The following is a 23,345-nucleotide window of genomic DNA, read 5'->3' on the forward strand; positions in this document are numbered from 1 at the left end:
CATGGCGACCCAGCGGAAAGTCATCATCACCTGCGCGGTGACGGGCGCGATCCACACGCCCAGCATGTCGCCGCACCTGCCCGTGACGCCCGAGGAGATCGCCGACGCCGCCATCGGCGCCGCCGAGGCCGGCGCGGCCATCGTGCATCTCCATGCCCGCGACCCGGAGACCGGCCAGCCGGACCAGTCGCCGGAGGCCTTCGCCAAGTTCCTGCCGGTGATCAAGCAGCGCTCATCCTGCGTGGTGAACATCACCACCGGCGGCGCGCCGACCATGTCGATCGAGGAGCGGGTGCGTCCAGCCGCGACCTTCCAGCCCGAGGTCGCCTCGCTGAACCTCGGCTCGATGAATTTCGGCCTGTTCGGCATGCTCGATCGCTTCAAGGACCTGAAGCACCAATGGGAGAGGGATTACCTCGGCAACAAGGACATCATCTTCCGCAACACGTTCGGGCAGATCGAGCACATCCTGACCACCTGCGGCCCGAACGGGACGAGGTTCGAGTTCGAGTGCTATGATACGGCCCATCTCTACAACCTGAAATACTTTTTCGACCGCGGGCTCGTACAGGCGCCGCTGTTCATCCAGACCGTGTTCGGGCTTCAAGGCGGGATCGGCGCCCATCCCGACGACGTGATGCACATGAAGCGCACCGCCGACCGGCTGTTCGGCGATCAATACCGCTGGTCGGTGCTGGGAGCGGGCCGCAACCAGATGAACATCGCCGCTATGGCGGCCGCGATGGGTGGAAACGTCCGCGTCGGGCTGGAGGACAGCCTGTGGGACGGCCCCGGCAAGCTCGCCGAGACCAACGCGGCGCAGGTGCGGCGCGTCCGCTCGATCATCGAGAGGCTCGGCCTGGCCATCGCGTCCCCCGACGAGGCGCGAGAGATGCTGACGCTGAAGGGCGGCGACAAGGTGGCGTTCTAAGGGGCGCTTGACGCGCGCTTCCGAGGCCGCGAGCGCCGGCATATGCCGGGAGGGAGCGGTGGAACGCATCGCGAAAGTGGTCAGGAATAACCGCAGCCCGACCGTTCGGATTCCGAAGGCGTTCGAACGGCCTGGCGACGAGGTGGCGGTCTCGCGGCCAGCCGGCGGCAGCCTGGTCCTCCGGCCGAGACTCGGGCTTGTGGTCCTCATCGCCTCGCTGGAACCGCTTTCGCCCGAAGACACGTTGGACGCGATCCCGGACTCAACGCCGAGGACGTTGTCCTTTGAGCGGTCTGATTCACGATCTGCTCGATACCGACATCCTGTCGGATCTCATCAACCGCGGACGTGACGGCCCGGTCGCCACGAGGCTCGACGGGCCCACGGCCAACATTTGTACGCGCAACGTTGTGCCGGCCGAGATCCGGTAGGGTGTTGCGTGGAAAGGGTCCAAGGCTGTTGCGGATCGCGCCAGAACGGTCCTCGCGACCATCCCGATCGTGCCCCTGACAAGTCCGGCGGATCACCAGTACGGCGCGATACGCGCGGTCTTGGAGAAGCGGGACACGCCGATCGGACCGAATGATCTCCTGATTGCCGCCCAATGCCCGGCCTCGAACCTGCGGCTGGTCAGCGCGAACCACGACGCATTCCGCCGGGTGCCGGGGCTTGAATGCCAGAATTGACTCGAGCCGCCTGTGACCGGCGGCGTGGTGCAGGCGCGTCGCCGCACGCCGGCCTACGTCGGCTCGCCGAAAGCCCTGGCGAGGGCATCATCGTGGATGCCCGCAATATCCAGGCGCTTCACCCGCCCCTGGTGGCCGGCGACGATCCTGACTGCGCCGCCCGCGACCCCGAGGGCATCCGCGATCAGCCGTTCGAGGGCCGTGTTGGCCGCCCCGTCGACGGGCGGGGCCGCGACGCGCACCTTGAGGCAGGGCGCGCCGTCCGCATCGCGGATCCATCCCTCCACCGCGTCGCGGCCGCCGCGCGGGGTCAGCCTGACGGTCAACCGCAGCGGTTTGGCCGCCGGCTCCGGCGGTCGTCGCGCCACCGCCAGCGCCTTCAGAAGATCTTGCCCGGATTCAGCCGGTTGTCCGGATCGAGCGCCCGCTTGATGAGCCGCATCGCGCCGATCTCCTCCGGCGAGCGCGAGAGCGGCAGCTTGCCCCGCTTCTCCAGGCCGATCCCGTGCTCCGCCGAGACCGAGCCGTTCAGCTCGGCGAGCGGCGCGTAGATCGCGGCGTCGATCAAGGCGTTGCCGCCGGCGTCGAGGCGGGTCGTGTTCCAGTGCAGGTTGTTGTCGCCGATATGGCCGTAGACCACGGCGCGGCAGCCGGGGATCGCGGCGAGGCGGTCCAGCGCGCCGCGGACGTAGCCGTCCATCTTGGCGAGCGGCACGCTGACGTCGAAGGCGCGCTCGATCCCGTCGGCGTTGAGGTGTTCGACCCGGTCGCGGATGCGCCACATCCCGCGGCGCTGCTCCTCGGACGAGGCCACGGCCGCGTCGAGGATCGTGCCGTCGCCCATCAGGCCCTCCAGCAGGCCGAGGAAGCGGTCGGATTCCTCGGGCACGCACTCGACCTCGATGATCGCGTAGAACGGATACGCGTAGCCCAGCGGCGCCTTGGCCCGGCCGGGAGCGGTCATCAGTTTATAGAATTCGGGCCACAGCCCCTCGAAGGACGAGACCCGACCCTGGAAGGCGCTCTGGGCCGCACGCAGCACCCGGGCGCCGTCGTCGACCCCCGGGCAGGCGATCAGCGCCGTGGCGTAGCCGGCGGGCTCCGGGCGCAGCCGCAGCACTGCCCGCGTGACGATGCCCAGCGTCCCCTCGGTGCCGATGAAGAGCTGCTTCAGGTCGAGGCCGGTGTTGTTCTTGATCAGCGGGCGCATGGACGAGACCACTGTGCCATCAGCCAGCACGGCTTCGAGGCCCAGCACCATCTCGCGCGTCATGCCGTAGCGCAGCACCCGCAGGCCGCCGGCATTGGTGGAGATCGCGCCGCCGATCGTCGCCGAGCCGCGGGCACCGAGATCCAGGGGGAAGAACAGGCCGCCCGCCGCGGCGGCGTCCTGCACGCTCTCGATGGTGGCGCCGGTGCCGACCACCACGGTCATGCCCAGCGGGTCCACCGGCTCGATGCCGGTCATCCGCTCCGTCGAGAGGGTGATCTCGTCGGGCGCGCAGAGGGTGCCGTCGACCAAGCCCGTGGCGCCGCCCCGCGGCACCACCGCGATCCCCGCCGCGTGGCAGGCCGCCATGACCGCGCTGGTCTCGGCGGTGCTGCGCGGACGAACCAGCGCCAGGGCGGCGCAGGGCTCGGTCGGCCGCGTCCAGTTCGCCGAGCGCCCGCGCAGCTCCTCGCCGGTGACGAGGCCGGACGGTCCGACCAGCGCGGCGAGGCGGTCGAGGAGGGCGGCGTTCGTCATCGGCATCCTCTCGGCAGGCTCGGGCACCGGGTCGGGCGGGGCTCCGCCCGTCGCTCTGTTACAGAAATCCGCGCGCCGCGAGGTTGCGCATCAAGGCCCGGGCGCCGAAGGTCCACGGCGCGCAGGCGTCGCACGGGCGCATGCGGTTGACGAGGCTGCCGAGTTCCGGGCTCGCCACCACGACCCGGTCGTTCTCGACATGGGTGAAGCCGAGGCCCGGCCCGTGCCGGTCCTGGATCGGCGCGAACATCGTGCCGAGGAGCAGCAGGGCGCCGTCCGGATAATGGTGCGTGCGGCCCATCAGGGCGGCCACCAGCTCGTCCGGATCGCGGCTGATCTCGGCGAGCGGCGAGGTGCCCTCCATGCGGAACCCGTCCGCGCCGGTCACCTCCAGGGTGACGGTGGTGCGGCGGACGCTGTCGAGGTCGAACGTGTCGTCGAACAAGCGCAGGAACGGCCCGAGGGCGCAGGAGGCGTTGTTGTCCTTGGCCTTGCCGAGGAGCAGCGCCGACCGCCCCTCGAAATCGCGCAGGTTGACGTCGTTGGCGAGCGTCGCCCCGACGATCCGCTGATCGGACGCGACCGCGAGGGCGATTTCCGGCTCGGGGTTGTTCCACTGCGAGTCCGGATGCAGCCCCGCATCCGCGCCGCAGCCCACCGCCGAGAGCGGCTGCGCTTTGGTGAAGATCTCCGCATCCGGCCCGATGCCGACCTCGAGGTACTGGCTCCAGGCACCCTGTGCGACGAGCACCGCCTTGAGGGCCATCGCCTCGGAAGAGCCGGGCTTCAACTTGCGCAGGTCGCGGCCGACGAGGCGCTTGACCTCCGCGCGGATCGCCGCGGCGGCGGCGAGGTCGCCGCGGGCCCGCTCCTCGATGACCCGCTCCAGCATGGAGGTGGCGAAGGTGACGCCCGCCGCCTTGAGGGCCTGGAGATCGACCGGGGCGAGGAGCCACGGCCGGCCCGGATCGCGGGTGTCCGGCGGCGTGTTGGCGAGGATCGCGTCGAGGCCGCCGAGATCCTCGCCCGCCGCGCCGCGCAGCGCCGCAGCGGGATCCGGCACTTCGCACAGGTCGCTCACGGTCGGCAGCCGGGCCGTGACGTCGACCACCCGCGCCTCCCCCGACGCGCCGGCGCGAATCGCCACGACGCTCGGGCCCTGCGCCGCCGGGCGCCACACCCGGCCGACGAGCGCGCCGCGGCAGCCATCCGCGGGCAGGATCGCGTGCGCGGTGAGACCGGATGACGACATGGTGCTCCCTTTCCCCTGACGACGGGCCGCGGCTTTCCCCGAGCGCGTGCCGCGCCCGCTCTAGCATTCCCGGGGGTGTCCGGAGCTTGCCGGACGTTTCACGCCGGCGGGGCCGTCACCGGTTTCGGGATCTCGGCTGACAGAAGCAGGGCATTCTGCGGGATCGTGAAGGTTACGGCTTGCTTTCCCGCCCTCGCTCCCCTGTACTGGCGCGATAGAGCCGCCGACAGAGTGGCCCTGATCGGGAGGAAGCATGGCCTCGGTGGGGATCCGCGAGGTTCGCAAGGCTTTCGGATCGACGAATGTCCTGCACGGCGTGTCCGTCGACATAAGGGACGGTGAATTCGTGATCCTGGTCGGCCCGTCGGGCTGCGGGAAATCGACCCTGCTGCGGATGATCGCCGGACTCGAAAACATTTCCGGCGGCGAGATCCGCATCGGCGAGCGGATCGTGAACGATGTGCCGCCCAAGGAGCGGGACATCGCGATGGTGTTCCAGAACTACGCGCTCTATCCGCACCTCACGGTCCGCGAGAACATGGCGTTCTCGATGCGGATCCGGAAGGCGCCCGCCGCCGAGATCGACCTGCGGGTCAACAGGGCCGCACAGATCCTCGGGCTCACGCATCTGCTCGACCGCTATCCGCGCCAGCTCTCCGGCGGGCAGCGCCAGCGCGTGGCGATGGGGCGGGCGATCGTCCGCGACCCGCAGGTGTTCCTGTTCGACGAGCCACTCTCGAATCTTGACGCGAAGCTGCGCGTGGCCATGCGCACCGAGATCAAGGAGCTTCACCAGCGGCTGAAGACCACGACCATTTACGTCACCCACGATCAGATCGAGGCCATGACCATGGCCGACCGGATCGTGGTGATGCACGACGGCATCGTCGAGCAGATCGGGGCACCGCTCGACCTCTACGACCGGCCCGACAATCTGTTTGTGGCGGGTTTCATCGGCTCCCCGGCGATGAACTTCCTGCCCGGGAGGATCCGGGCGAACGGCCGCCTGACCTTCGTCACCGATACGGGCCTGACGGTCCCGCTAGACGACGCGCCGGCCGGTGTGGAGGGCAGGCCGCTCGTCCTGGGCGTACGGCCCGAGCATTTCGATCTCGCCCCGGACGGAATCGCCGCCGAGGTGGTGGTCGTAGAGCCCACCGGCTCGGAGACCATGCTGGCGGTGCGCGCGGTCGGCCAGGATCTCACCTGCGTGCTCCGGGAGCGCGTGACCGAACGGCCGGGGGAGACCGTCTCGCTGCGCCCGAACCGGGTGCATTTCTTCGACGCCGCGACCGGGCATCGTCTGTCGAGCTGACCGACCTGAGCGCCACAGGATGAGAGGGCGGGACGCCGCGCGCGGCCGCCGGACAGGATCACCCAGGGAGAAGCCGCCGATGCCCGTTCTCGATCGCCGTTCCCTGCTCGCCGGCGCCGCCGCGACCGGCCTCGCCGCCGGCGGGGACCTCCTCGGCTTCGCCAAGGCCTGGGCGCAGGACGCCGAGTGGAAGCCCGAGCCCGGGGCCAGCCTGTCGCTGCTCCGCTGGAAGCGCTTCGTGCCGAGCGAGGACGAGGCCTTCCTGAAGATGGTCGATGCCTTCACCCAGGCGACCGGCGTCAAGATCACGGTCAGCAACGAATCCTACGACGACATTCAGCCCAAGGCCTCTGTGGCGGCCAATACCGGGCAGGGGCCCGACATGGTCTGGGGGCTGTTCTCGTTTCCGGCGCTGTTCCCGGACAAGTGTCTGCCGCTGGAGGACGTGGCGGCCTCGCTCGCCAAGAAATACGGCCCCTGGTTCCCGTCGGCGGAGGCCTACGGCAAGGTCAAGGGTCAGTGGATCGCCATCCCGGTCGCCTTCAACGGCGGATATCCCAACTACCGCATCTCGGCGATGAACAAGGCCGGGTTCAGCAAATTTCCCACGGATACGGCGGGCTTTCTCGACCTCTGCCGGGGCTTGAAGAAGAACAACACCCCGGCCGGCTTCGCCCTCGGACACGCCACCGGCGACGGCAACACGTGGTGCCACTGGGCGCTCTGGGCCCATGGCGGCAATCTCGTGGACGCCAACGAGAAGATCGTGATCAACGCGCCCGAGACCGCTAAGGCGCTCGAATACGTGAAATCCCTGTACGAAACGTTCGTGCCGGGCACCGTGTCGTGGAACGATTCGTCGAACAACAAGGCGTTCCTGGCCGGCGATCTGTATCTGACCAACAACGGCATCTCAATCTACGCCGCTGCCAAGAAGGACAATCCGAAGCTCGCCGAGGATATGGACCACGCGGTCTGGCCGGTCGGCCCGGTGGGCAAGCCGACCGAGTTCCAGCTCGCCTATCCGATCCTGGCCTTCAAGTATTCGAAGGCGCCCAACGCCTGCAAGGCCTTCATCGCCTTCATGATGGAGGCGCAGAACTACAATCCCTGGCTGGAGGCCGCGCAGGGCTACCTGTGCGAGCCGCTGTCGAACTATCCTAAGAACCCGATCTGGACGAGCGACCCGAAGAACGCGGTCTTCGCCGAGGCGGGCCGGCGATCCCTCGCGGCGGGCGGACAAGCGCCGGTGAGCGAGCGCATCGCCGCGGTGCTGGCCGACTTCGTGGTGGTCGACATGTTCGCGAGCCACTGCACCGGCCGCGAGGACGTGAAGGGCGCCATCCGCAACGCCGAGCGCGCCGCCCAGCGCATCTTCCGGAACACCTGATCCCCCCGCGCGGAGGCGAGAGCATGGCGCACACGGCCCTGACGCAGCCCGCCCCGGTCGCGGTCCCGACCCGTTCAGGCTGGCAGCGGCTGCGGGCCAGCCGCGGCTGGGCGGGTTTCTGGTTCATGCTGCCGACCGCGCTGATCCTCGGCCTGTTCCTGGCCTACCCGCTGCTCAAGGGCATCTGGCTGTCCTTCACCAATGCACGGATCGGCCGGGACGGCGTCTTCATCGGCCTGGAGAACTACGCGTGGCTCTGGGACGACGACGTGTTCTGGCTCTCGGTGTTCAACACCTGCCTGTACACGGCGGTCGCCTCCGTAGTGAAGTTCGCGGTGGGGCTCTACCTCGCCCTGCTGCTTAACAAGAACATGCCGTTCAAGGCCATCGTCCGGTCGATCGTGCTGATCCCGTTCGTGGTGCCGACCGTGCTCTCGGCCATCGCGTTCTGGTGGATCTTCGATAGCCAGTTCTCGATCATCTCGTGGTCGCTGCGCCACCTTGGGATCATTGAGGGCAACATCGACTTTCTTGGTGAGCCGGCCATGGCCCGGGCCTGCGTGATCTTCGCCAATATCTGGCGCGGGGTGCCGTTCATCGCGATTACGCTGCTCGCCGGCCTCCAGACGGTCTCGCCCTCGCTCTACGAGGCGGCGACGCTCGACGGCGCCTCGAACTGGCAGATCTTCTGGCGGATCACCCTGCCGCTGCTGACGCCGATCATCGCCGTGGTGATGACCTTCTCGGTGCTGTTCACCTTCACCGATTTCCAGCTGATCTGGGCCATGACCCGGGGCGGCCCGGTCAACGCCACGCACCTGATGGCGACCCTGTCGTACCAGCGCGGCATCCTCTCGGGGACGCTGGGGGAGGGGGCGGCGATCGCCACCGCCATGGTGCCGTTCCTGCTCGCCGCGATCGGCATCTCGTGGTTCGGCCTTCAGCGCCGGGCCTGGCAGGCCGGGGAGTCCGACCGATGAGCGCGCCCGCACCGCCGGCCCATGCCGATCCGCACCTCGCCCCCGTCCTGGCGGGGCCGCCGGCCGGGCTCACCGACAATTCGGAGGGCATGGCCTATCTCGACCGCCTGCCCCGGCGGCTGGTCACCACCTACCTGCCGCTGCTCGTCATCCTCGTCGTGCTGCTGTTTCCGTTCTACTGGATGGCGCTCACCGCCATCAAACCGGACGCGCAGCTGATCGACATGGAGCACTACAACCCGTTCTGGGTGGTGGATCCGACATTCAAGCACATCCACAAGCTGCTGTTCGAGACGCAATATCCGCGCTGGCTCTGGAACACGATGTACGTGTCGGTGGCCGCCACCGCGCTGTCGCTGTTTGCCAGCGTCCTCGCCGCCTATGCCTGCGTGCGGGTCCGCTACCGGGGGGCCGGCTGGGTCGGCGCGGCGATCTTCCTCGCCTACCTGGTGCCGCCCTCGATCCTGTTCATACCGCTGGCCACCATCGTCCAGGCCTATGGCCTGTTCGATTCGCCGATCGCCCTGATCCTGGCCTATCCGACGATCCTGATCCCATTCTCGACCTGGCTGCTGATGGGCTACTTCAAGACCATCCCCTACGAGCTGGAGGAATGCGCGCTGATGGACGGCGCGAGCCGGTGGCAGATCCTGACCAAGATCGTCCTGCCGCTGGCCTTCCCGGGGCTGATCTCGGCCGGGATCTTCTCGCTGACGCTGTGCTGGAACGAGTTCATCTATGCGCTGACCTTCCTGTCCTCGACGCAGAACAAGACCGTGCCGATCGCCGTGGTCAGCGAGTTCGTCGATGGCGACGTCTACAAGTGGGGCTCGCTGATGGCCGGCGCGCTGCTCGGCTCCCTGCCGCTGGTGATCCTCTACTCGTTCTTCGTAGAGTATTACGTCTCGGCACTGACCGGCGCCGTGAAGGAGTGATGCCAGGCCGGCGCGCGGGAGGGCTTTTTTGAGGCCCGCTGGCGCGGTCACCTCAGGATGAGGTCTGAGGGGGAACGACCGGACATTGCGAGCGCGTTCGACCGTCACCGCTCCGCTTGCAGGGGCGGTGGTTGTTGCCAGCGCGGCGCGATCATGCGGACACTGCACCAAGAGCCGCTGACGAGAATCGCGGACCGGCCCACCCGAAGGTCACGCCATGACCCATTTCATCGACGCCCGTGCCACCCTGGTCAACGACGCCATCGACGGCCTGCTGGCGGCGAGCGGCGGACGCCTCGCCCGGCTCGACGGTGATCCCGGCATCCGCGTGGTGCTGCGCGCCGAGACCGATCCCGGCAGGGTGGCGGTGATCTCGGGGGGCGGCTCTGGCCACGAGCCGGCCCATGCGGGCTTCGTCGGACCCGGCCTCCTGAGTGCGGCCGTCTGCGGCGACGTCTTCGCCTCGCCGAGCGTCGACGCGGTGCTGGCGGGAATCCTCGCCGTTTCGGGACCGGCCGGCTGCCTGCTCGTCATCAAGAACTATGCGGGCGACCGGCTCAATTTCGGCCTCGCCGCCGAACGCGCCCGGGCGCTCGGCCACAGGGTCGAGACGGTCATCGTCTCCGACGACATCGCCCTGGCCGAAGCCCGGCAGCCCCGCGGCATCGCCGGCACGCTGTTCGTCCACAAGGTCGCGGGCCACGCCGCCGAGGCGGGGGCCGCGCTGGAGGCGGTGGCGGCCCTCGCGCACCGTGCCGCCGCGGCGAAGTCGCTGGGCATCGCGGTCTCGACCTGCACGATCCCCGGCTCGCCCCGCAGCGAGCGCTTGGCCGAGGGGCAGGCCGAGCTCGGCCTCGGCATCCATGGCGAGCCCGGCGCGGAACGCATCCCATTGCCCCCGGTCAGCGAACTCGCGCAGATGATGGCGGAGCGCCTCTCCGATGCGGTCGCGGGCGCCGACCGGCTGGCGCTCCTCGTGAACAATCTTGGCTCCACCTCCGCGCTGGAGATGCAGACCCTGACCCGGGCGGTGCTGGCCACCGGCCTCGGCAAGCGTGTCCGCCTCCTGCTCGGTCCGGCGCCGCTGATGACGGCGCTCGACATGCACGGCGCCTCGCTGTCCGTCCTGCCCCTCGACGACGAGCTCGAAGCAGCGCTCCTGGCGCCGGTTCCGGTGCCGGCCTGGCCCGCGGCCATGCGGGTCGTGCCGCCGCGCCTGCGCCCGCTGCCCGAGGGGCTCGCAGGGGAGGTCTTCACGCCGTCGCACGAGGCGGTGACGGCCGCCCGGATCGCCGCCGTGGCCAGGAAGCTGATCGCCGCCGAGGACAGCCTCAACGCCCTCGACGCGAAGGTCGGCGACGGCGATGCCGGCACCACCTTCGCGGGGGCGGCGCGGGCGGTCCAGGCCGACTTCGACCGCCTGCCGCAGGCCGATCCCGCCGCCCTGTGCCGGGCGCTCGCCGAGCGGATCAGCCGCGCCGTGGGCGGATCGAGCGGCGTCCTCGGTTCGATCTTCTTCGCGGCGACCGCCGCGGGGCTCGCCGACGGGGCCGCCTGGCCCGAGGCGCTGGCCAAGGGCGTGGCGCGGGTCCAGGCCTACGGCGGGGCCAGCCTGGGTGACCGCACGCTCCTCGACGCCCTGATCCCCGCGGTCGAGGCCCTAAGGGATGGCGGCCTCGCCGCCGCCGCCGCCGCGGCCCGCACGGGCGCCGAGGCGACGGCCCGGATGGACCGCGCCGGGGCCGGCCGGTCCAGCTACCTCGCCGCCGGTGACCTCGCGGGTGTGCGGGATCCGGGCGCCGCGGGGGTCGCGGAGGCCTTCGCGGCGCTGGCTGGATCGGACAACCGGGGCTGACGCGATTGGGCCCCGCAAACACCCTGACAACGGACACGACGCGGGAGAGGATACGTGATGCGTTCGATGATGGCTGCGCTGGCGCTCGGGCTGTGCTTGGGGCTGCCGACCTGCGCACAGGCGCAATGGGGGATCCCGGACGGGGTGAAATCCGTGTCCGTGGCGGGTTATCCGCTCACCTATCAGGAGACCGGATCTGGCGAGCCGGTCGTGCTGGTGCACGGCTCGCTCGGCGATTACCGGATCTGGTACGCCCAGGTGCCGGCGCTCGCGAAGGCGTACCGCGTCTTCGCGCTCAGCCTGCGCCACTATTATCCGGAACGGTGGAACGGCGTCGGTGAGGATTTCTCCATTGCCCAGCACGCCGCCGATGTCGCCGCGTTGATTCAACGGCTGAATCTCGGACCGGTGCATCTGCTCGGCCACTCCCGGGGCGGTGCCGTGGTCCTGACCGTGGCCAAGGAGCACCCCGAACTCATCAGGACGCTGATCCTGGAAGATGCCAGCGGGATGGAGGGTCTGCTTCCCGAGACACCAGAAACGCAGGCGATGGCCGGGGAGGTCAAGGGTCTGGTCTCGCGGCTGCGGGTGAACCTCGCGGCGGGGGACAAGGAGAAGGCGGGTCAGGAATTCACCGACGGCCTGAACGGGCCCGGGACCTGGGCCAAGCGTTCGGCACTGCAGAAGGAGATCCTGCTCGACAATCTCGGCACCGGTGTCGACAGCGGCGAGCGCGGTCACATCACCTGCTCGGACATCGCCAAGTCCAGCTTTCCCATCCTGACGCTGACCGGCGAACGCAGTCCCAAGCGGTATCCCGAGGGGTTCGCCGCGGCGCGCGCGTGCAACCCGGCGATCCCGGCGGCCATCGTGATCCCGAACGCCGCCCACGCGATGAATCGGGACAACCCCGATGCCTTCAACGCCGCCGTGCTGGAATTCCTGGCGCGCCACCGGGGCCGGCAGCACCCGTGATGGCGGACCCGAGCCCGTGTGCATGCGTGCGGCGACCTTCCGCGCACGGGAACGCCGCCCGGCGCCGCGGATTACCGGCGGCGCAACACTGCGATGAGCACCCGCCATGCGAACCTGCCTGATCCTTGACGATTACCAGCAGGCGGCCCTGTCGCTGGCCGACTGGTCGCGCCTGTCCGATCGCGTCGCCGTCTCCGCCGTCGCCGAGCACATCCCGGACCGGGACGCGCTGGTGTCGCGGATCGCCGAGGCCGAGATCCTGGTCATCATGCGGGAGCGCACGCCGTTCCCGGCGGCTCTGCTGGAGCGGCTGCCGCGGCTCGAACTGCTGCTGACCAGCGGCTTGCGCAACCTCGCCATCGATGTCGCGGCGGCCCGGGGGCGGGGCGTCACCGTCTGCGGCACGGAGTCGAGCCCGGCGCCGCCGACCGAGCTGACCTGGGCGCTGATCCTCGGGCTCGCCCGTCAACTCCCCCGCGAGAATCACAATCTCCGCATCGGCGGTCCGTGGCAGAGCACGATCGGGACCGACCTCGCGGGCGCCACCCTCGGCATCCTCGGGCTCGGCAAGATCGGCGCGCGGGTCGCCGCCATCGGGCACGCCTTCGGCATGCGGGTGATCGCCTGGAGCCCGAACCTCGACGAGTCCCGGGCGGCGGCCGCCGGAGTCACGCGCGCGGCCTCGAAGGAGGCCCTGCTGGAGGCGAGCGACGTCGTCACGATCCATCTCGTGCTCGGCGATCGGACGCGCGGGCTCGTCGGCGCGGCGGAACTGCGCCGCATGCGGCCGACCGCTTATCTGGTGAACACCGCCCGGGCACCGATCGTCGATCAGGCCGCTCTGGTGCAGGCGCTGCGGGAGGGGTGGATCGCCGGTGCCGGCCTCGACGTGTTCGAGACCGAGCCGCTGCCGGACGACAGCCCGTTCCGGCACCTGCCGAACGTCCTGGCGCTGCCGCATCTCGGCTACGTCTCGCGCGACAATTACCGGACATTCTTCACCCAGGCGGTGGAAGATATCGAGGCCTGGCTCGCCGGCGCGCCGATCCGGCAACTGGGCTGAGGCTAGTCCGCACGCGGATCCAGCGCGTCGGCGAGGCCGTCGCCGAACAGGTTCAAGGCCACCAGCGTGGCGATCAGGAAGAGCGCCGGAGCGGCCAGCATGTGGGGCGCCGCCTCGATCGCGCGCGCCCCGTCCGCGACGAGCACGCCCCAACTCGTCTGCGGCTCCTGCACGCCGAGCCCGAGGAACGACAGGAAACTCTCGAGCAGGATCACCTGCGGCACCAGCAGCGTCGCGGTCACCGCGACCGGGCCGAGGGTGTTGGGCACGATGTGGCGGGCGATGATGCCGGGCGTGCCGACCCCCAGGGCGCGGGCCGCGCGGACGAAGTCGCGTTCGCGCAGCGACAGCGTCTGGGCCCGGACCACCCGGGCCATGTCGAGCCATTCGACGGCGGCGATGGCAACCAGCATCAGCACGAGGCTCGAGCGGAAGAACACCAGCAGCAGGATGACGAAGAACACGAAGGGGAGGGCGTAAAGCACATCCACGAACCGCATCATCACGGCATCCGCGGCCCCGCCCAGGAAGCCCGCCGTGGCACCGTAGGCGACCCCGATCAGCAGGGCGACGAGGCTGGTCGCGAGGCCGATCGCCAGGGAGATCCGGCCGGCGACGAGGCAGCGGGTCAGGAGATCGCGGCCCTGGATGTCGGTCCCGAGGGGAAAGTAGAGGCGCCGCAGCGGCACCGCGACTACGAGCCCGCGGCCGCCGTCCCGGTCCTCCAGGATCTCCGGCGCGCCGAACAGTGCCGAACGCGGCAGGTAGACGAGGCTGCGCCGGTCGACGCCTGCCTCCGAGCCGAGGGTCAGGCGCAGGGTGTCGCCGTCGCGCGCCACGGCGTCCAGCCGGGCCCGCATCCGGAAGGCGAGGCGCTCCAGGGCCGGGCCGAGATGCGCGGCATCCGGCTGCGCCGCGAGGCCGGCCGGCAGTTGGCGGAGATCCGGATAGGCCCGCTCGGGATCGTGCCCGGTGAAGCCCGGACCGGCGAGGCAGGCCAGGGCGATCCCGATCAGTACAGCGAGCGCCGCAATCGCCGGGCGCGTCCGAAAAAGACGCGCCAGGGCTCGTCCTGCGGGTCCCGACCGCGCCGGTGCCGCGCTCACGCCGCCACCCGCAGGCGGGGATCGAGCCACGCGCAGGCGAGGTCGGCGGCGAGGTTGAGGGCGATCACAAGCGCGGCGACGAGCAGCACCGTGCCCATCACCAGCGTGTAGTCGCGGTTGAGCGCCCCCTCGACGAAATAGCGGCCGATCCCGGGCAGGCCGAAGATCGTCTCGACCACCACCGAGCCGGTGAGCAGGGACGCGGCGAGGGGCCCGAGATAGGCGACCACCGGCAGCAGCGCCCCCCGCAGCGCGTGCCGGGTCACGCGGAGCGGCGGCAGGCCGAGGCTGCGCATCGTCCGTACCGGCTGCGTGCGCAGGACTTCTCCAAGGGACGCCCGGGTCAGGCGCGCCAGGGCCCCCACCTGCGGCAGGGCCAGGGTGATCACCGGCAGGACGAGATGGCTCGGCGCGCCGCCGTCCCAGCCGCTCAGGGGCAGCCAGCGCAGGCTCAGACCGAAGGCGATCTGCAGGAGCGGCGCGACCACGAAGCTCGGCAGCGACAGGGTCAGCGCCGCACCGATCCCGAGGAGGCGGTCGAGGACGCCGCCGCGTCGGAGCGCCGCCGCCACGCCGAGCCCGACGCCCAGGCTCGACGCCAGGAGCAGGGCCAGGGCGCCGAGCGTCGCCGAGACCGGCAGCCCCCGGGCGATCAGGTCGAGGACGCTCTGATCGCGGAACGAGAAGGACGGCCCGAGGTCGCCCCGGGCCAGCGCCGCGAGGTAGCTGCCGAATTGCGCGAGCAGCGGCCGGTCGAGCCCGTAGACCCGGCGCAGGTTCTCCATGACGGCGGGCGCCAGCGGCCGTTCCATGTCGAAGGGACCGCCGGGGGCGAGCCGCATCAGGAAGAAGCTGACGGTCACGACCGCGAGCAGCGTCGGCACCGCCTGCGCAAGGCGGCGCAGGATGAAGCGGATCACGCGTCGAGCCTCAGGAACCGCGTCGGCGCGGCGTTGCGCAGGTTCGGGTGGTAGCCGTGCAGCCGCGGGGCGATCAACGCCTTGGACCGGTAATGCATCAGCGGGATCCAGGGCAGCTCGCGCAGGGCGATCGCCTCCGCGTCGTGGAGCAGGCCGGCGCGCCGGGCGAGGTCGCGCTCAGCGGCGGCCCGCGCCATCAGGCCGTCGAAGGCGGGGTCCGACCAGTGGCCGACATTCAGGCCGTCGTTGCCGCTGAGGAGCAGGAACAGGAAGTTCTGTGGATCGGAATAGTCGGCGATCCAGCTCATGCGCGCCACGTCGAAGTCGCCGCCGTCGCGCAGATAGGCGAAATGCGTCTTGGCGTCGGTGTAGACGTAGCGGGTCACGATCCCGAGGTCGCGCCACATCTCGCCGATCGCCACCGCCACGGTGCGGTTGTTGTCGCTGACATTGAACCGGTACTCCACCGTGAGCGGGTGGTCGGGGCCGAAGCCCGCCTCGGCGAGGAGGCGGCGCGCGGTCTCTTCGTGGTCGATCGGCAGGCCGAGGCGGCCCTCGGTCTCGGGGGGCGTCCGGTAATTATCGAGGCCCGGCGGGCACAGGGAATAGGCCGGGCTCATAGTGCCGCCGTTGAGCCCGTCGGCGAGGTATTCCCGGTCGATGATGAGGGACAAAGCCTGGCGGACGCGCCGGTCCGAGAACGGGGCCTTGCGGGTGTTAATCGCCAGGGCCGCGAGCCCCAGGGCGGGGCCGAGCACCACCTGCGGGCCGAAGCGGCGGCGCAGGTCGGCGATCTGGTCCGCCGGGAAATCCGCCAGGGAGTCGATCTCCCCGGCGGCGTAGCGGCGCACCGCCGAGGCCATGTCGGGCGTCGGCAGGAACGCGACCTGCCGGATCGCGAACTTCGCCGCGTCGGGATGGTGCGGGTTCGCCTCCAGGGTGATCGCGCCGCCCGGCACCTGATCGCGGAGCCGGTAGGCGCCGTTGGTGACGTAGTTGCCGGGGCGGGTGAAGCTGTCGCCGTGGCGCTCCACGGAGGCTCGATGGACCGGCAGGGCGGTCTGGTGCGTCAGGAGTTCCAGGATGTAGGGGGTCGGCTGTTCGAGGGTGATCGCGAGCCGCAGCACCCCCTCCGCGGCGACCCCGAGGGCGTCGGCGGGTTTCTCGCCGCGGTTCACGGCGGCGGCGTTGCGGATCGGGAACAGGATCTCGGCGTATTTCGCCCCGGTGGCCGGATCGAGGATGCGGCGGAACGCATAGACGAAATCATCCGCCGTGACCGGCTCGCCGTTCGACCAGCGGCCGTCGGGCCGGAGCTCGAACTGCAGGGTCAGCCCATCCTCCGAGACGGTCCAGGCCCGGGCGGCGCCCGGGATGATGGCGCCGTGATTGTCGTAGGTCAGCAGGCCGTCGCAGAGGTCGCGCAGGATGTGCGCCTCCGCCACCGTGGACGAGCGGTGCGGGTCGAGGGTCTCGGGATCGGCGTCGTTGCCGCGGCGGTAGAGTGGCTCGGCGGCGCGGGCGGGCCGCACCGCCGCGAGGGCGGCGGCCCCGGCCAGCCAGTCGCGTCGGCGCGGGCGCACGCTCAGGCGCCGGTCTCCGGCACCAGGCCGGCGGCCTCGATCCCGGCCACCGCGCAGATCTCGTCGTTGTCGGAGGTGTCGCCCGAGATGCCAACCGCGCCGAGGAGGCGGCCGTCGCCGGAGCGGATCAGGACGCCGCCGGGCACCGGCACCAGGGCGGCGGGACCCGCCAGATGAGTTACGGCCGCCACGAAGTAGGGCTGCGCCTCCGCCCGGGCGTGGATCGCCCGGGAGCCGAGCCCCAACGCCAGCGCGCCGTTGGCCTTGCCGGAGGCGATCTCGGCCCGGCGCAGGGACGTGCCGTCCTCGACCGCGGCGCATTTCAGTGCCCCCCGGGCATCGTAGACCACGACGGCCAGCGGCTTCAGCCCGCGTTCCCGCGCCGCACGGAGCGCGGTATCCACGATGAGGCGGGCAGCTTCGAGGGTCAGGTCGATCATCGGTGTCCAGCGGAGGGCGGCGTTTCGGGGGGCATCGCCATTCTTACGGGATCGGGCCGCGGCCGGTCCACTGCCGCCCTCGACGCGCGTGGCAGTGAGACCCGCCGCATGGATCGGAGAGGTGGAGCGCGGGCCGCCGACGTGGATACCGGTTCGGCGTGAGCGAGCGCGTCCGATCAAGGGCTTAGAGCCGTTCCCCGTCGCCACGCGATCGGGAACGGCTCGAGCGGGGCCTGGGCGGGGAGACCGGCTCGCCTAGTTTGCCGGATCGAGCGCGACGAACCAACCGGCGGCCACGCGCCTTGGGAGACGGCATGACATCGGACCAACGCCCCCACGTGATCTGCCATATGACCGCCTCGGTGGACGGCCGGATCAAGACCCGGCGCTGGAAGACCCTGGACGCGGACAGCCATTACGAGCGGGTCCACGGCGAGCTGAAGGGCGATGCCTGGATGTGCGGACGGGTGACCATGCAGGGCTATGCCGACAGCGCCGCGCCGCTTTCGGCGCCGATCCCCGACGACGGCCCCCTCGACCGCGTCGACCACGTGGCGCGCCGCGACGCACCCGGCTACGCGGTGGCGCTCGACGCGCGCGGACGCCTGGATTGGCGCGCGCGCAACGAGATCGAGGGCGACCATGTCGTGGTCGTGCTCACCGACTCCGTGCCGGACGCGCATCTGCGGGCGCTCCGGGCCGGCGGCCAGTCGTACCTGTTCGCGGGGGACCGGGAGGTCGATTTTCGCGTGGCGGTGACGAAGCTCAGGACGCTCTTCGGCATCGAGCGCCTGCTGGTCGAGGGCGGCGGCCACATCAACGGCTCGATGCTGAAGGCCGGCGTCATCGACGAGCTGAGCCTGCTCCTCGCACCGGCGGTGGACGGCCTGTCGGGGACGCCGGCGGTCTTCGACTTCGCCGGAACGGAGGACGACTCCATGGGCGGCCGGCGCCGGCTCGACCTGACCGAATGCGAGCGCCTGTCCGGCGGTGTCGTCTGGCTGCGCTACCGGATCACGCCGGTCGATCCGCCGGCCCAGACGTGAGGCTTGCCAGGAACGCCGCGTAGGCGGCGGTGACCGCCTCCGGCTGCTCGAAATGCGGGAACGCGCCGGTCGGCAGGGTCTCGATCCGCCAGTTCGGACGGTCGGCGACCCGCGGCAGGAGCCGGTAATCCACGAAGTCGCCGCGGATGCCGTGGACCAGCCAGACCGGCAGGCGCAGGTGCTCGTAGAGGCGCGTCGTGTCGGTGGGGAAGAGGTGGCCGGAGATGAAGCACCAGGGCGCATGCTCGGCGCCCGGCTGGTGCGCCGAGAGATAATCGTAGTCCATGAGATCCTCGGCGATCTCCGTGGAGCCGAAGGTCTTCCGCAGGAAGAAGCGCATGCTCGGTCGCGTCACCAGCGCGTCGAACAGGGGCCGGCCAAAGGGGGCCCGGTCGAGGAGGTCGAGCAGCCAGTCGCGGCCGCGGTGACCGTCCGGCGGCGCCTCGCCCGAGAGTTGTCCGTCGAATCCCGTCGGGCTGACGAGGGCGAGGCTGCGATACGCGTCCGAACGCTCCAGGCTCGCCCGGGCGAGGAAGGACGCGGACAGGGACAGCGCCAGGGCGTCGATCGCCACGCCCCCGTGACGCCGCCGGATTTCGTCCACCGCGGCGTGGATCGCCTCCACCATCAGGCGCGGCGTGTAGCGGCGGCGCGACCGCTCCGAGAAGCCGAAGCCCGGAAGCTCCAGGGCGTAGACCGGTCGCGCGCTCCGGAAATGCAGGTAGAGCGGCCGCACCTCGTAGGCGTTCGCGGCCGCGTTGATCGAGTGGATCAGCAGGAGCGGCACCCCCTCGGCCTCGGTCGAGCTGTAGAGCGACAGGTCCCCGGCCCGCCGTGTGGCGATCCGCTCGTGCCGGCCGGGCAGGGCGGGCGGCAAGGGCTGGTGCCGGTGCCGGGCGAGCCGGCTCCAGGCCACGAGGCCGGCGGCCGAGCCCACGAGCGTCAGGGCCGCCGCAGCCGCGGCGCGGCCGGCGCGATGCGGGGATTTCGGGCTCATCGGGATACCTCGACGTCGCGCCCGCAGGTGGGGCGGTGCGCGACAACGCCGGGAGGATCGGGAAGTGCCGGACCGCGACGTCCTACGAAGCGTGTCCGGCGAAACTGCCGGACCCGCCCGCGTTCACGGCCGGGACCCGCGCCGTCGAACGGGCCGGAGCCTCGCCGCGGCCCGCGGCCTCGCGCAGGAAATCCACGGTCGGCGGGTCGTTGCGCCAGCCCTGGACGCGCTGGGAGATCAGGAGGCTGCGCGCGCGGCGGTCGTAATTCGCATAGGCCGCGGCCACGAACTCCGTCCGGCTCATCGTGCGGGCCGGGCCGGAGCGGCGGGTCTCGGCCTTGAAGAACAGGGCGCTGCCCGCGATGCCGTAATGCTGGGCGATCTCGGGATAGACCGGCCAGCTGCCCTGGCCGCCGAGGTCGTCCGGCAGGAAGGCGTCGAGGTCACAGGCCTCGAACGGGACGCCGGCCTTGGTCAGCAGGCCCCGGGCGAGGTCGGACACGACGTACAGCTTCGTGTGGTTGATCGAGTGCATGAAGCAGCCGCGACGCGCCCAGCGCGTCAGATGCGTGTCGAGGTCGTAATCCGCCTGGCGGCCCAGCCCGCGCAGGTAGGACACCGACTCGTCCCACAGATCGAAGTAGCCCAGGCGCTCGAAGACCGGTTCCGCGAACAGGCGCAGGGCCTGGGCCTGCGTGAAGCCGGCCAGATAGGCGTAGAGCGTGATCGCGGAATGCGAATGCCCCATGGGGCCGGAGATCAGGCCGTTGAGCGTGACGGCATCCTGCACGCCCACATGCACGAGGTCCGGGTGATAGGCGCCGAACACGATCGTCGGGATCAGCCGCACCTTCGGGTGCGTCCGCAGCGTGTCGATCGTGCCGCCGCCCTTGAACCGAGGCAGATAGATGCTGGAGAAGACGTGGTCGTACCCGTCCGCATGCGCCATCAGGTCGGCGAGGCGGGGAAAGCGGCGGGCGGCCGTGAACGCCGAGACGAAATCCACCTGCGCGTCGGGCAGGAGATAGCGCATCGCCTTGGCGATGGAACCGGCCTGGCAGACGCCGATGACGAGGATGCGCGGCGATCCGGTCCGCTTCTTCCCGAACTGCGCGAGGCGATGCCGCGCGCGCCAGAGGCTATCGACGGTCAACATGCGGCTTCTCTCGCATGTCCGCGGGCCGCGGGCAAACCGCAACCTTCGGTGTGTTCGCGGGTGTCGCCAACCGATCACGGCTGCGCGGCCACACGATGACAGAGTGGCGGCACTGTCGCCCGTGGCGTCTGGCCTGCGCTGCGCGCCTGTTCCATGCCGGGGCCGGCGAGCCGAGGAGACCAGGATGGCCCCGACACCTATCGAGCCGGCGTTGCCCGAGATCGAGCGGGCGACCCTGCGCCGGGTGACCTGGCGGATCCTGCCGTTCCTGATGCTGGCCTACTTCATCGCCTTCGTCGATCGGGTGAATGCCGGCTTCGCCGCCCTGCAGATGAACCACGATATCGGGCTCTCGGCCGCCCAATTCGGGCTCGGCGGCGGCCTGTTCTACGTCTCGTATGTGCTGTGCGAGGTGCCGAGCAACCTCGCCATGGAGCGATTCGGCGCCCGGATCTGGATCGCCCGGATCATGATCACCTGGGGGCTGGTCTCCGCCGCCATGGCCTTCGTGGTCGGGCCGACATCCTTCTACGCCGTGCGCCTGCTGCTGGGCGCCGCGGAGGCGGGCTTCTTCCCGGGGGTGATCCTCTATCTGACCTACTGGTTCCCGCGCGCCTACCGGGGGCGGATCGTGGCCGTCTTCATGGTGGCGATCCCGATCTCGAGCTTCCTCGGCTCGCCGATCTCCGCCGCGATCCTCAACACCGACGGCATGATGGGCCTGCGCGGCTGGCAATGGCTGTTCATCCTGGAGGCGGCACCGGCGGTGCTGCTCGGTCTCACCGCCTTCTTCCTGCTGCCCGACGGACCCGGCAAGGCGCGCTGGCTGACACCCCAGCAGAGCGCCTGGCTCCAGGACCGATTGGCCGCCGAGCGCGCCTCCGTGGTTCAGGGCGAGGCGGCGCCGGCCCGGCATCTCTCGGTCTTCGCGGTGATGCGCAACCGCTACGTGCTCGCCGCCTCGCTGATCTACGCGGGCGCCTCCGGCGCCAGCCAGTGCCTGTCCCTCTGGCAGCCGCAGATCATCAAATCCTTCGGCCTGACCAACCTTGAGACCGGGCTGCTCAACTCGATCCCGTTCGGCGTGGCCTCGGTGCTGATGATCCTGTGGGGCCGCTCCTCCGACCGGAGGCGCGAGCGCGTCTGGCACACGGCGATCCCCCTGGGCCTGCTGGCGCTGAGCCTCGCCGCCTCGATCGCCACCGCACAGCTGCTGCCGACCATCCTGATTCTCTGCCTCGCCGTGACCGCCACCTACATGGTCAAGGGGCCGTTCTGGGCGCTCTCCACCGAGTGGCTCTCGGCCGGTGCGGCGGCGGCGGGCATCGCGCAGATCAACGCCATCGGCAACATCGGCGGTTTCGTGGGCACGTATCTGCTCGGCGTGATCAAGGATGCCACGGGCAGCTACCCCCTCGGCCTCCTTCCGCTGGTGGTCCTCTCCGGGCTGGGTTGCCTGCTCGTCCTCGGCCTCGGACGCCGTCAGACGCAGCCGGTGTCTGCGGTTCGGGCCTGACCGGTCGCGAAGCCCGATGAACACGCGCCCGCCGCCGCGCGGTCACCGCGGCAAATGTCTATCTTCGGACGCCGATTTCTGAGAGATCCGGCGGTGACGCTGTTAATTCGGCCTTCTCTTCACAAAACAATCGATCGAGCCAGAAATATATAGCTAGAAAGTGTTCTTTCAGGCTCGCGTCGATAGATTCGCAAAATATCCTGTTTGACCGAATCTTGCCGTTGACAGATCAGCCTGCCGCCGCACACATTGGAAACCATAGGGCATGAAGCCCTAGGACGAAGTGCCAGCAGGCATGATGCCCGCCGGGTGCACGAGGGTCGAGGCCTCCATGCTCGTCCACTCACCGCCCGCTAAACGGGTTCGGCAGGCCCGTCGCGAGATCCATGATTGTCGTCGATCGTGCGTTTCGCCGCATTGAACGCCGGACGAGGGTCGGGGTTTTTCGAAACGGCATACGGGTCGGGACTCGGCGCTCTGCAAGAACCGGCTGCCCGAAGCCGCGTGTCATCGGTAGGCGTAGACTTTCGTTACGTCGGCGGGACAATACTTCGCGTCGGGATGGTCAGAATTACGCGTTCAGCGAAAAATATCAATCTGCGGTCGAATATCACAAATAATCCGGACAAGTATATAGCATCAACCGATGGTTGATAGCGTAGAACGTGCGTGGGAGGCGGGGGAATTCCGATCGGCTCAGCGGCTGGGAGATTTTGAGATGGACTATGTACCTTCGATGGCTGCGGTCGCCGCAGCCGCACAGAAGTCTCCGCATGCCGACGCAGTCTCGATCGCGGCATCGAACGTCGTCTCGCCCGTCGCGCCGGCGACCCTCGATCCCAGGCCGGCTTACGCGCTGTCGCCCGGGACTGCGGACGCGATGTTGACCCTGACGCGAACGACCACGCTGGCCGTCGAAGTCGTGGAATTCGACACCCGGTTCGGCCACGGATCGCGGACCACCGAAGCGGCGACGGCCGCGGCCTCGGCGCCGGTCGTCTCTCCGGAACCGGGCAAGGCGAGCAGCGCCGCCAACCGGAACTGGACCGAGGATGTCCGGCTGGACCACATCCCGACCCGCCGGATCGGGACGGATCTCGTCGTTGAATACGACACCCCGCGGGTCATGGCAGCCTGGAGTGCCGCGTTTCCGGACATTGCCAGCCGCAAGTTTCGCGGCCTCAGACTGGCGGACACGAACGTGTATCCGGACCTGCGCAAGGTCGTCAACGATAGTGGAATTGCAGTTTTAGAGGAAGATATCTACCTCCTGTGCAACAGCGATAATTATAAATCGTTCAGCCAGAACCATCCGGGCACACGCATCAACTGGATCGCCGTCGACAACGAGGACATCGTGCTCGCCTGGCCGAAGCACTCCGATCCGGGCAGTGCGGCGGCGTTGGCTCATCCCGTCGCTGTCCACGATGACGCCAACCGAGGTGCCTAGCC

Annotated in this window: 22 protein-coding genes and 1 pseudogene; 14 read left to right on the top strand and 9 right to left on the bottom strand. The window is 69.9% G+C overall.

Annotation, left to right across the window (positions count from 1 at the left end; all coding sequences use genetic code 11):
• Position 1 precedes the first annotated feature (1 nt).
• From kce to AC3IF3_RS19280, 4 genes and pseudogenes are all read left to right on the top strand, one after another.
• Positions 2-931: a 3,5-dioxohexanoate:acetyl-CoA acetone transferase gene (kce, locus tag AC3IF3_RS19265; protein WP_489229933.1), complete on the top strand. Its 930-nt coding sequence runs from the start codon at positions 2-4 to the stop codon at positions 929-931.
• Positions 932-1,007: 76 nt separating this feature from the next.
• A complete protein-coding gene (locus AC3IF3_RS19270) occupies positions 1,008-1,283 on the top strand; it encodes an antitoxin (protein WP_489220377.1) in 276 nt (91 codons plus the stop codon).
• Positions 1,216-1,362, top strand: a complete 147-nt coding sequence (locus AC3IF3_RS19275) for a hypothetical protein (protein ID WP_489231387.1) — start codon at positions 1,216-1,218, stop codon at positions 1,360-1,362. Before AC3IF3_RS19270 ends, AC3IF3_RS19275 begins: the two co-directional genes overlap by 68 nt.
• Positions 1,363-1,398: 36 nt before the next feature.
• Positions 1,399-1,617: pseudogene (locus tag AC3IF3_RS19280) on the top strand (PIN domain-containing protein); the annotation flags it as partial.
• Positions 1,618-1,670: 53 nt separating this feature from the next.
• Here the strand turns inward: AC3IF3_RS19280 and AC3IF3_RS19285 are convergent.
• Genes AC3IF3_RS19285 through AC3IF3_RS19295 form a run of 3 tightly spaced genes read right to left on the bottom strand, consistent with a single transcriptional unit; the run spans position 1,671 to position 4,616 of the window.
• Entirely contained in the window at positions 1,671-1,985 is a 315-nt protein-coding gene (locus tag AC3IF3_RS19285; protein ID WP_409564920.1) for a DUF167 domain-containing protein, read from the bottom strand.
• 11 nt (positions 1,986-1,996) lie between these two features.
• Positions 1,997-3,364: an FAD-binding oxidoreductase gene (locus AC3IF3_RS19290; protein ID WP_489229934.1), complete on the bottom strand. Its 1,368-nt coding sequence runs from the start codon at positions 3,362-3,364 to the stop codon at positions 1,997-1,999.
• A gap of 58 nt (positions 3,365-3,422) precedes the next feature.
• A complete protein-coding gene (locus AC3IF3_RS19295) occupies positions 3,423-4,616 on the bottom strand; it encodes a fumarylacetoacetate hydrolase family protein (protein ID WP_489229935.1) in 1,194 nt (397 codons plus the stop codon).
• Between the two features lie 253 nt (positions 4,617-4,869).
• Here AC3IF3_RS19295 and AC3IF3_RS19300 point away from each other — a divergent pair, with 253 nt between their 5' ends.
• The 7 genes from AC3IF3_RS19300 (at position 4,870) to AC3IF3_RS19330 (ending at position 13,129) form a co-directional block, all read left to right on the top strand.
• The gene (locus tag AC3IF3_RS19300; protein WP_489229936.1) at positions 4,870-5,931 is read left to right on the top strand and encodes an ABC transporter ATP-binding protein; all 1,062 of its coding nucleotides are present in this window, start codon (positions 4,870-4,872) and stop codon (positions 5,929-5,931) included.
• Positions 5,932-6,010: 79 nt separating this feature from the next.
• Positions 6,011-7,321, top strand: coding sequence for an ABC transporter substrate-binding protein (locus AC3IF3_RS19305; RefSeq protein ID WP_489229937.1), 1,311 nt, complete (start codon positions 6,011-6,013; stop codon positions 7,319-7,321).
• A 23-nt stretch (positions 7,322-7,344) separates the two neighbouring features.
• Positions 7,345-8,301, top strand: coding sequence for a carbohydrate ABC transporter permease (locus AC3IF3_RS19310; protein WP_243973938.1), 957 nt, complete (start codon positions 7,345-7,347; stop codon positions 8,299-8,301).
• Positions 8,298-9,236, top strand: coding sequence for a carbohydrate ABC transporter permease (locus AC3IF3_RS19315; RefSeq protein ID WP_489217684.1), 939 nt, complete (start codon positions 8,298-8,300; stop codon positions 9,234-9,236). Before AC3IF3_RS19310 ends, AC3IF3_RS19315 begins: the two co-directional genes overlap by 4 nt.
• A 217-nt stretch (positions 9,237-9,453) precedes the next feature.
• On the top strand, positions 9,454-11,091 hold the full coding sequence (locus AC3IF3_RS19320; RefSeq protein WP_489229938.1) for a dihydroxyacetone kinase subunit DhaK: 1,638 nt from the start codon (positions 9,454-9,456) through the stop codon (positions 11,089-11,091).
• 57 nt (positions 11,092-11,148) lie between these two features.
• The gene (locus AC3IF3_RS19325) at positions 11,149-12,066 is read left to right on the top strand and encodes an alpha/beta fold hydrolase (RefSeq protein WP_489229939.1); all 918 of its coding nucleotides are present in this window, start codon (positions 11,149-11,151) and stop codon (positions 12,064-12,066) included.
• Positions 12,067-12,172: 106 nt separating this feature from the next.
• On the top strand, positions 12,173-13,129 hold the full coding sequence (locus AC3IF3_RS19330; RefSeq protein WP_489229940.1) for a D-2-hydroxyacid dehydrogenase family protein: 957 nt from the start codon (positions 12,173-12,175) through the stop codon (positions 13,127-13,129).
• A gap of 2 nt (positions 13,130-13,131) precedes the next feature.
• Here AC3IF3_RS19330 and AC3IF3_RS19335 read toward each other — a convergent pair whose 3' ends face one another.
• The 4 genes from AC3IF3_RS19335 to AC3IF3_RS19350 are packed head-to-tail and all read right to left on the bottom strand — an operon-like array spanning position 13,132 to position 17,178.
• A complete protein-coding gene (locus AC3IF3_RS19335; protein ID WP_489229941.1) occupies positions 13,132-14,235 on the bottom strand; it encodes an ABC transporter permease in 1,104 nt (367 codons plus the stop codon).
• Positions 14,232-15,155 carry an ABC transporter permease gene (locus AC3IF3_RS19340; protein WP_489229942.1) on the bottom strand — a complete coding sequence of 308 codons (924 nt, stop codon included), beginning with the start codon at positions 15,153-15,155 and terminating at the stop codon, positions 14,232-14,234. Before AC3IF3_RS19340 ends, AC3IF3_RS19335 begins: the two co-directional genes overlap by 4 nt.
• Positions 15,152-16,738, bottom strand: coding sequence for a peptide ABC transporter substrate-binding protein (locus AC3IF3_RS19345; protein ID WP_489229943.1), 1,587 nt, complete (start codon positions 16,736-16,738; stop codon positions 15,152-15,154). Before AC3IF3_RS19345 ends, AC3IF3_RS19340 begins: the two co-directional genes overlap by 4 nt.
• A 2-nt stretch (positions 16,739-16,740) precedes the next feature.
• A complete protein-coding gene (locus tag AC3IF3_RS19350; protein WP_489217690.1) occupies positions 16,741-17,178 on the bottom strand; it encodes a GlcG/HbpS family heme-binding protein in 438 nt (145 codons plus the stop codon).
• 314 nt (positions 17,179-17,492) lie between these two features.
• Here AC3IF3_RS19350 and AC3IF3_RS19355 point away from each other — a divergent pair, with 314 nt between their 5' ends.
• Positions 17,493-18,224: a dihydrofolate reductase family protein gene (locus tag AC3IF3_RS19355; protein ID WP_489229944.1), complete on the top strand. Its 732-nt coding sequence runs from the start codon at positions 17,493-17,495 to the stop codon at positions 18,222-18,224.
• Here the strand turns inward: AC3IF3_RS19355 and AC3IF3_RS19360 are convergent.
• Together AC3IF3_RS19360 and AC3IF3_RS19365 are read right to left on the bottom strand one after the other, a co-directional pair.
• On the bottom strand, positions 18,193-19,221 hold the full coding sequence (locus tag AC3IF3_RS19360; RefSeq protein ID WP_243973946.1) for an alpha/beta fold hydrolase: 1,029 nt from the start codon (positions 19,219-19,221) through the stop codon (positions 18,193-18,195). The genes AC3IF3_RS19355 and AC3IF3_RS19360 overlap by 32 nt on opposite strands.
• An 82-nt stretch (positions 19,222-19,303) precedes the next feature.
• Complete coding sequence (locus AC3IF3_RS19365) at positions 19,304-20,377, bottom strand: WcbI family polysaccharide biosynthesis putative acetyltransferase (RefSeq protein WP_489229945.1); 1,074 nt, start codon at positions 20,375-20,377, stop codon at positions 19,304-19,306.
• A 184-nt stretch (positions 20,378-20,561) separates the two neighbouring features.
• Between AC3IF3_RS19365 and AC3IF3_RS19370 the strand changes: the two genes are divergently transcribed.
• Together AC3IF3_RS19370 and AC3IF3_RS19375 are read left to right on the top strand one after the other, a co-directional pair.
• Positions 20,562-21,893, top strand: a complete 1,332-nt coding sequence (locus AC3IF3_RS19370; protein WP_489229946.1) for an MFS transporter — start codon at positions 20,562-20,564, stop codon at positions 21,891-21,893.
• A 718-nt stretch (positions 21,894-22,611) separates the two neighbouring features.
• Positions 22,612-23,343 carry a hypothetical protein gene (locus tag AC3IF3_RS19375; RefSeq protein ID WP_489229947.1) on the top strand — a complete coding sequence of 244 codons (732 nt, stop codon included), beginning with the start codon at positions 22,612-22,614 and terminating at the stop codon, positions 23,341-23,343.
• The last annotated feature ends 2 nt before the right edge of the window (positions 23,344-23,345 follow it).

The organism is Methylobacterium sp. J-118, from assembly GCF_057836565.1.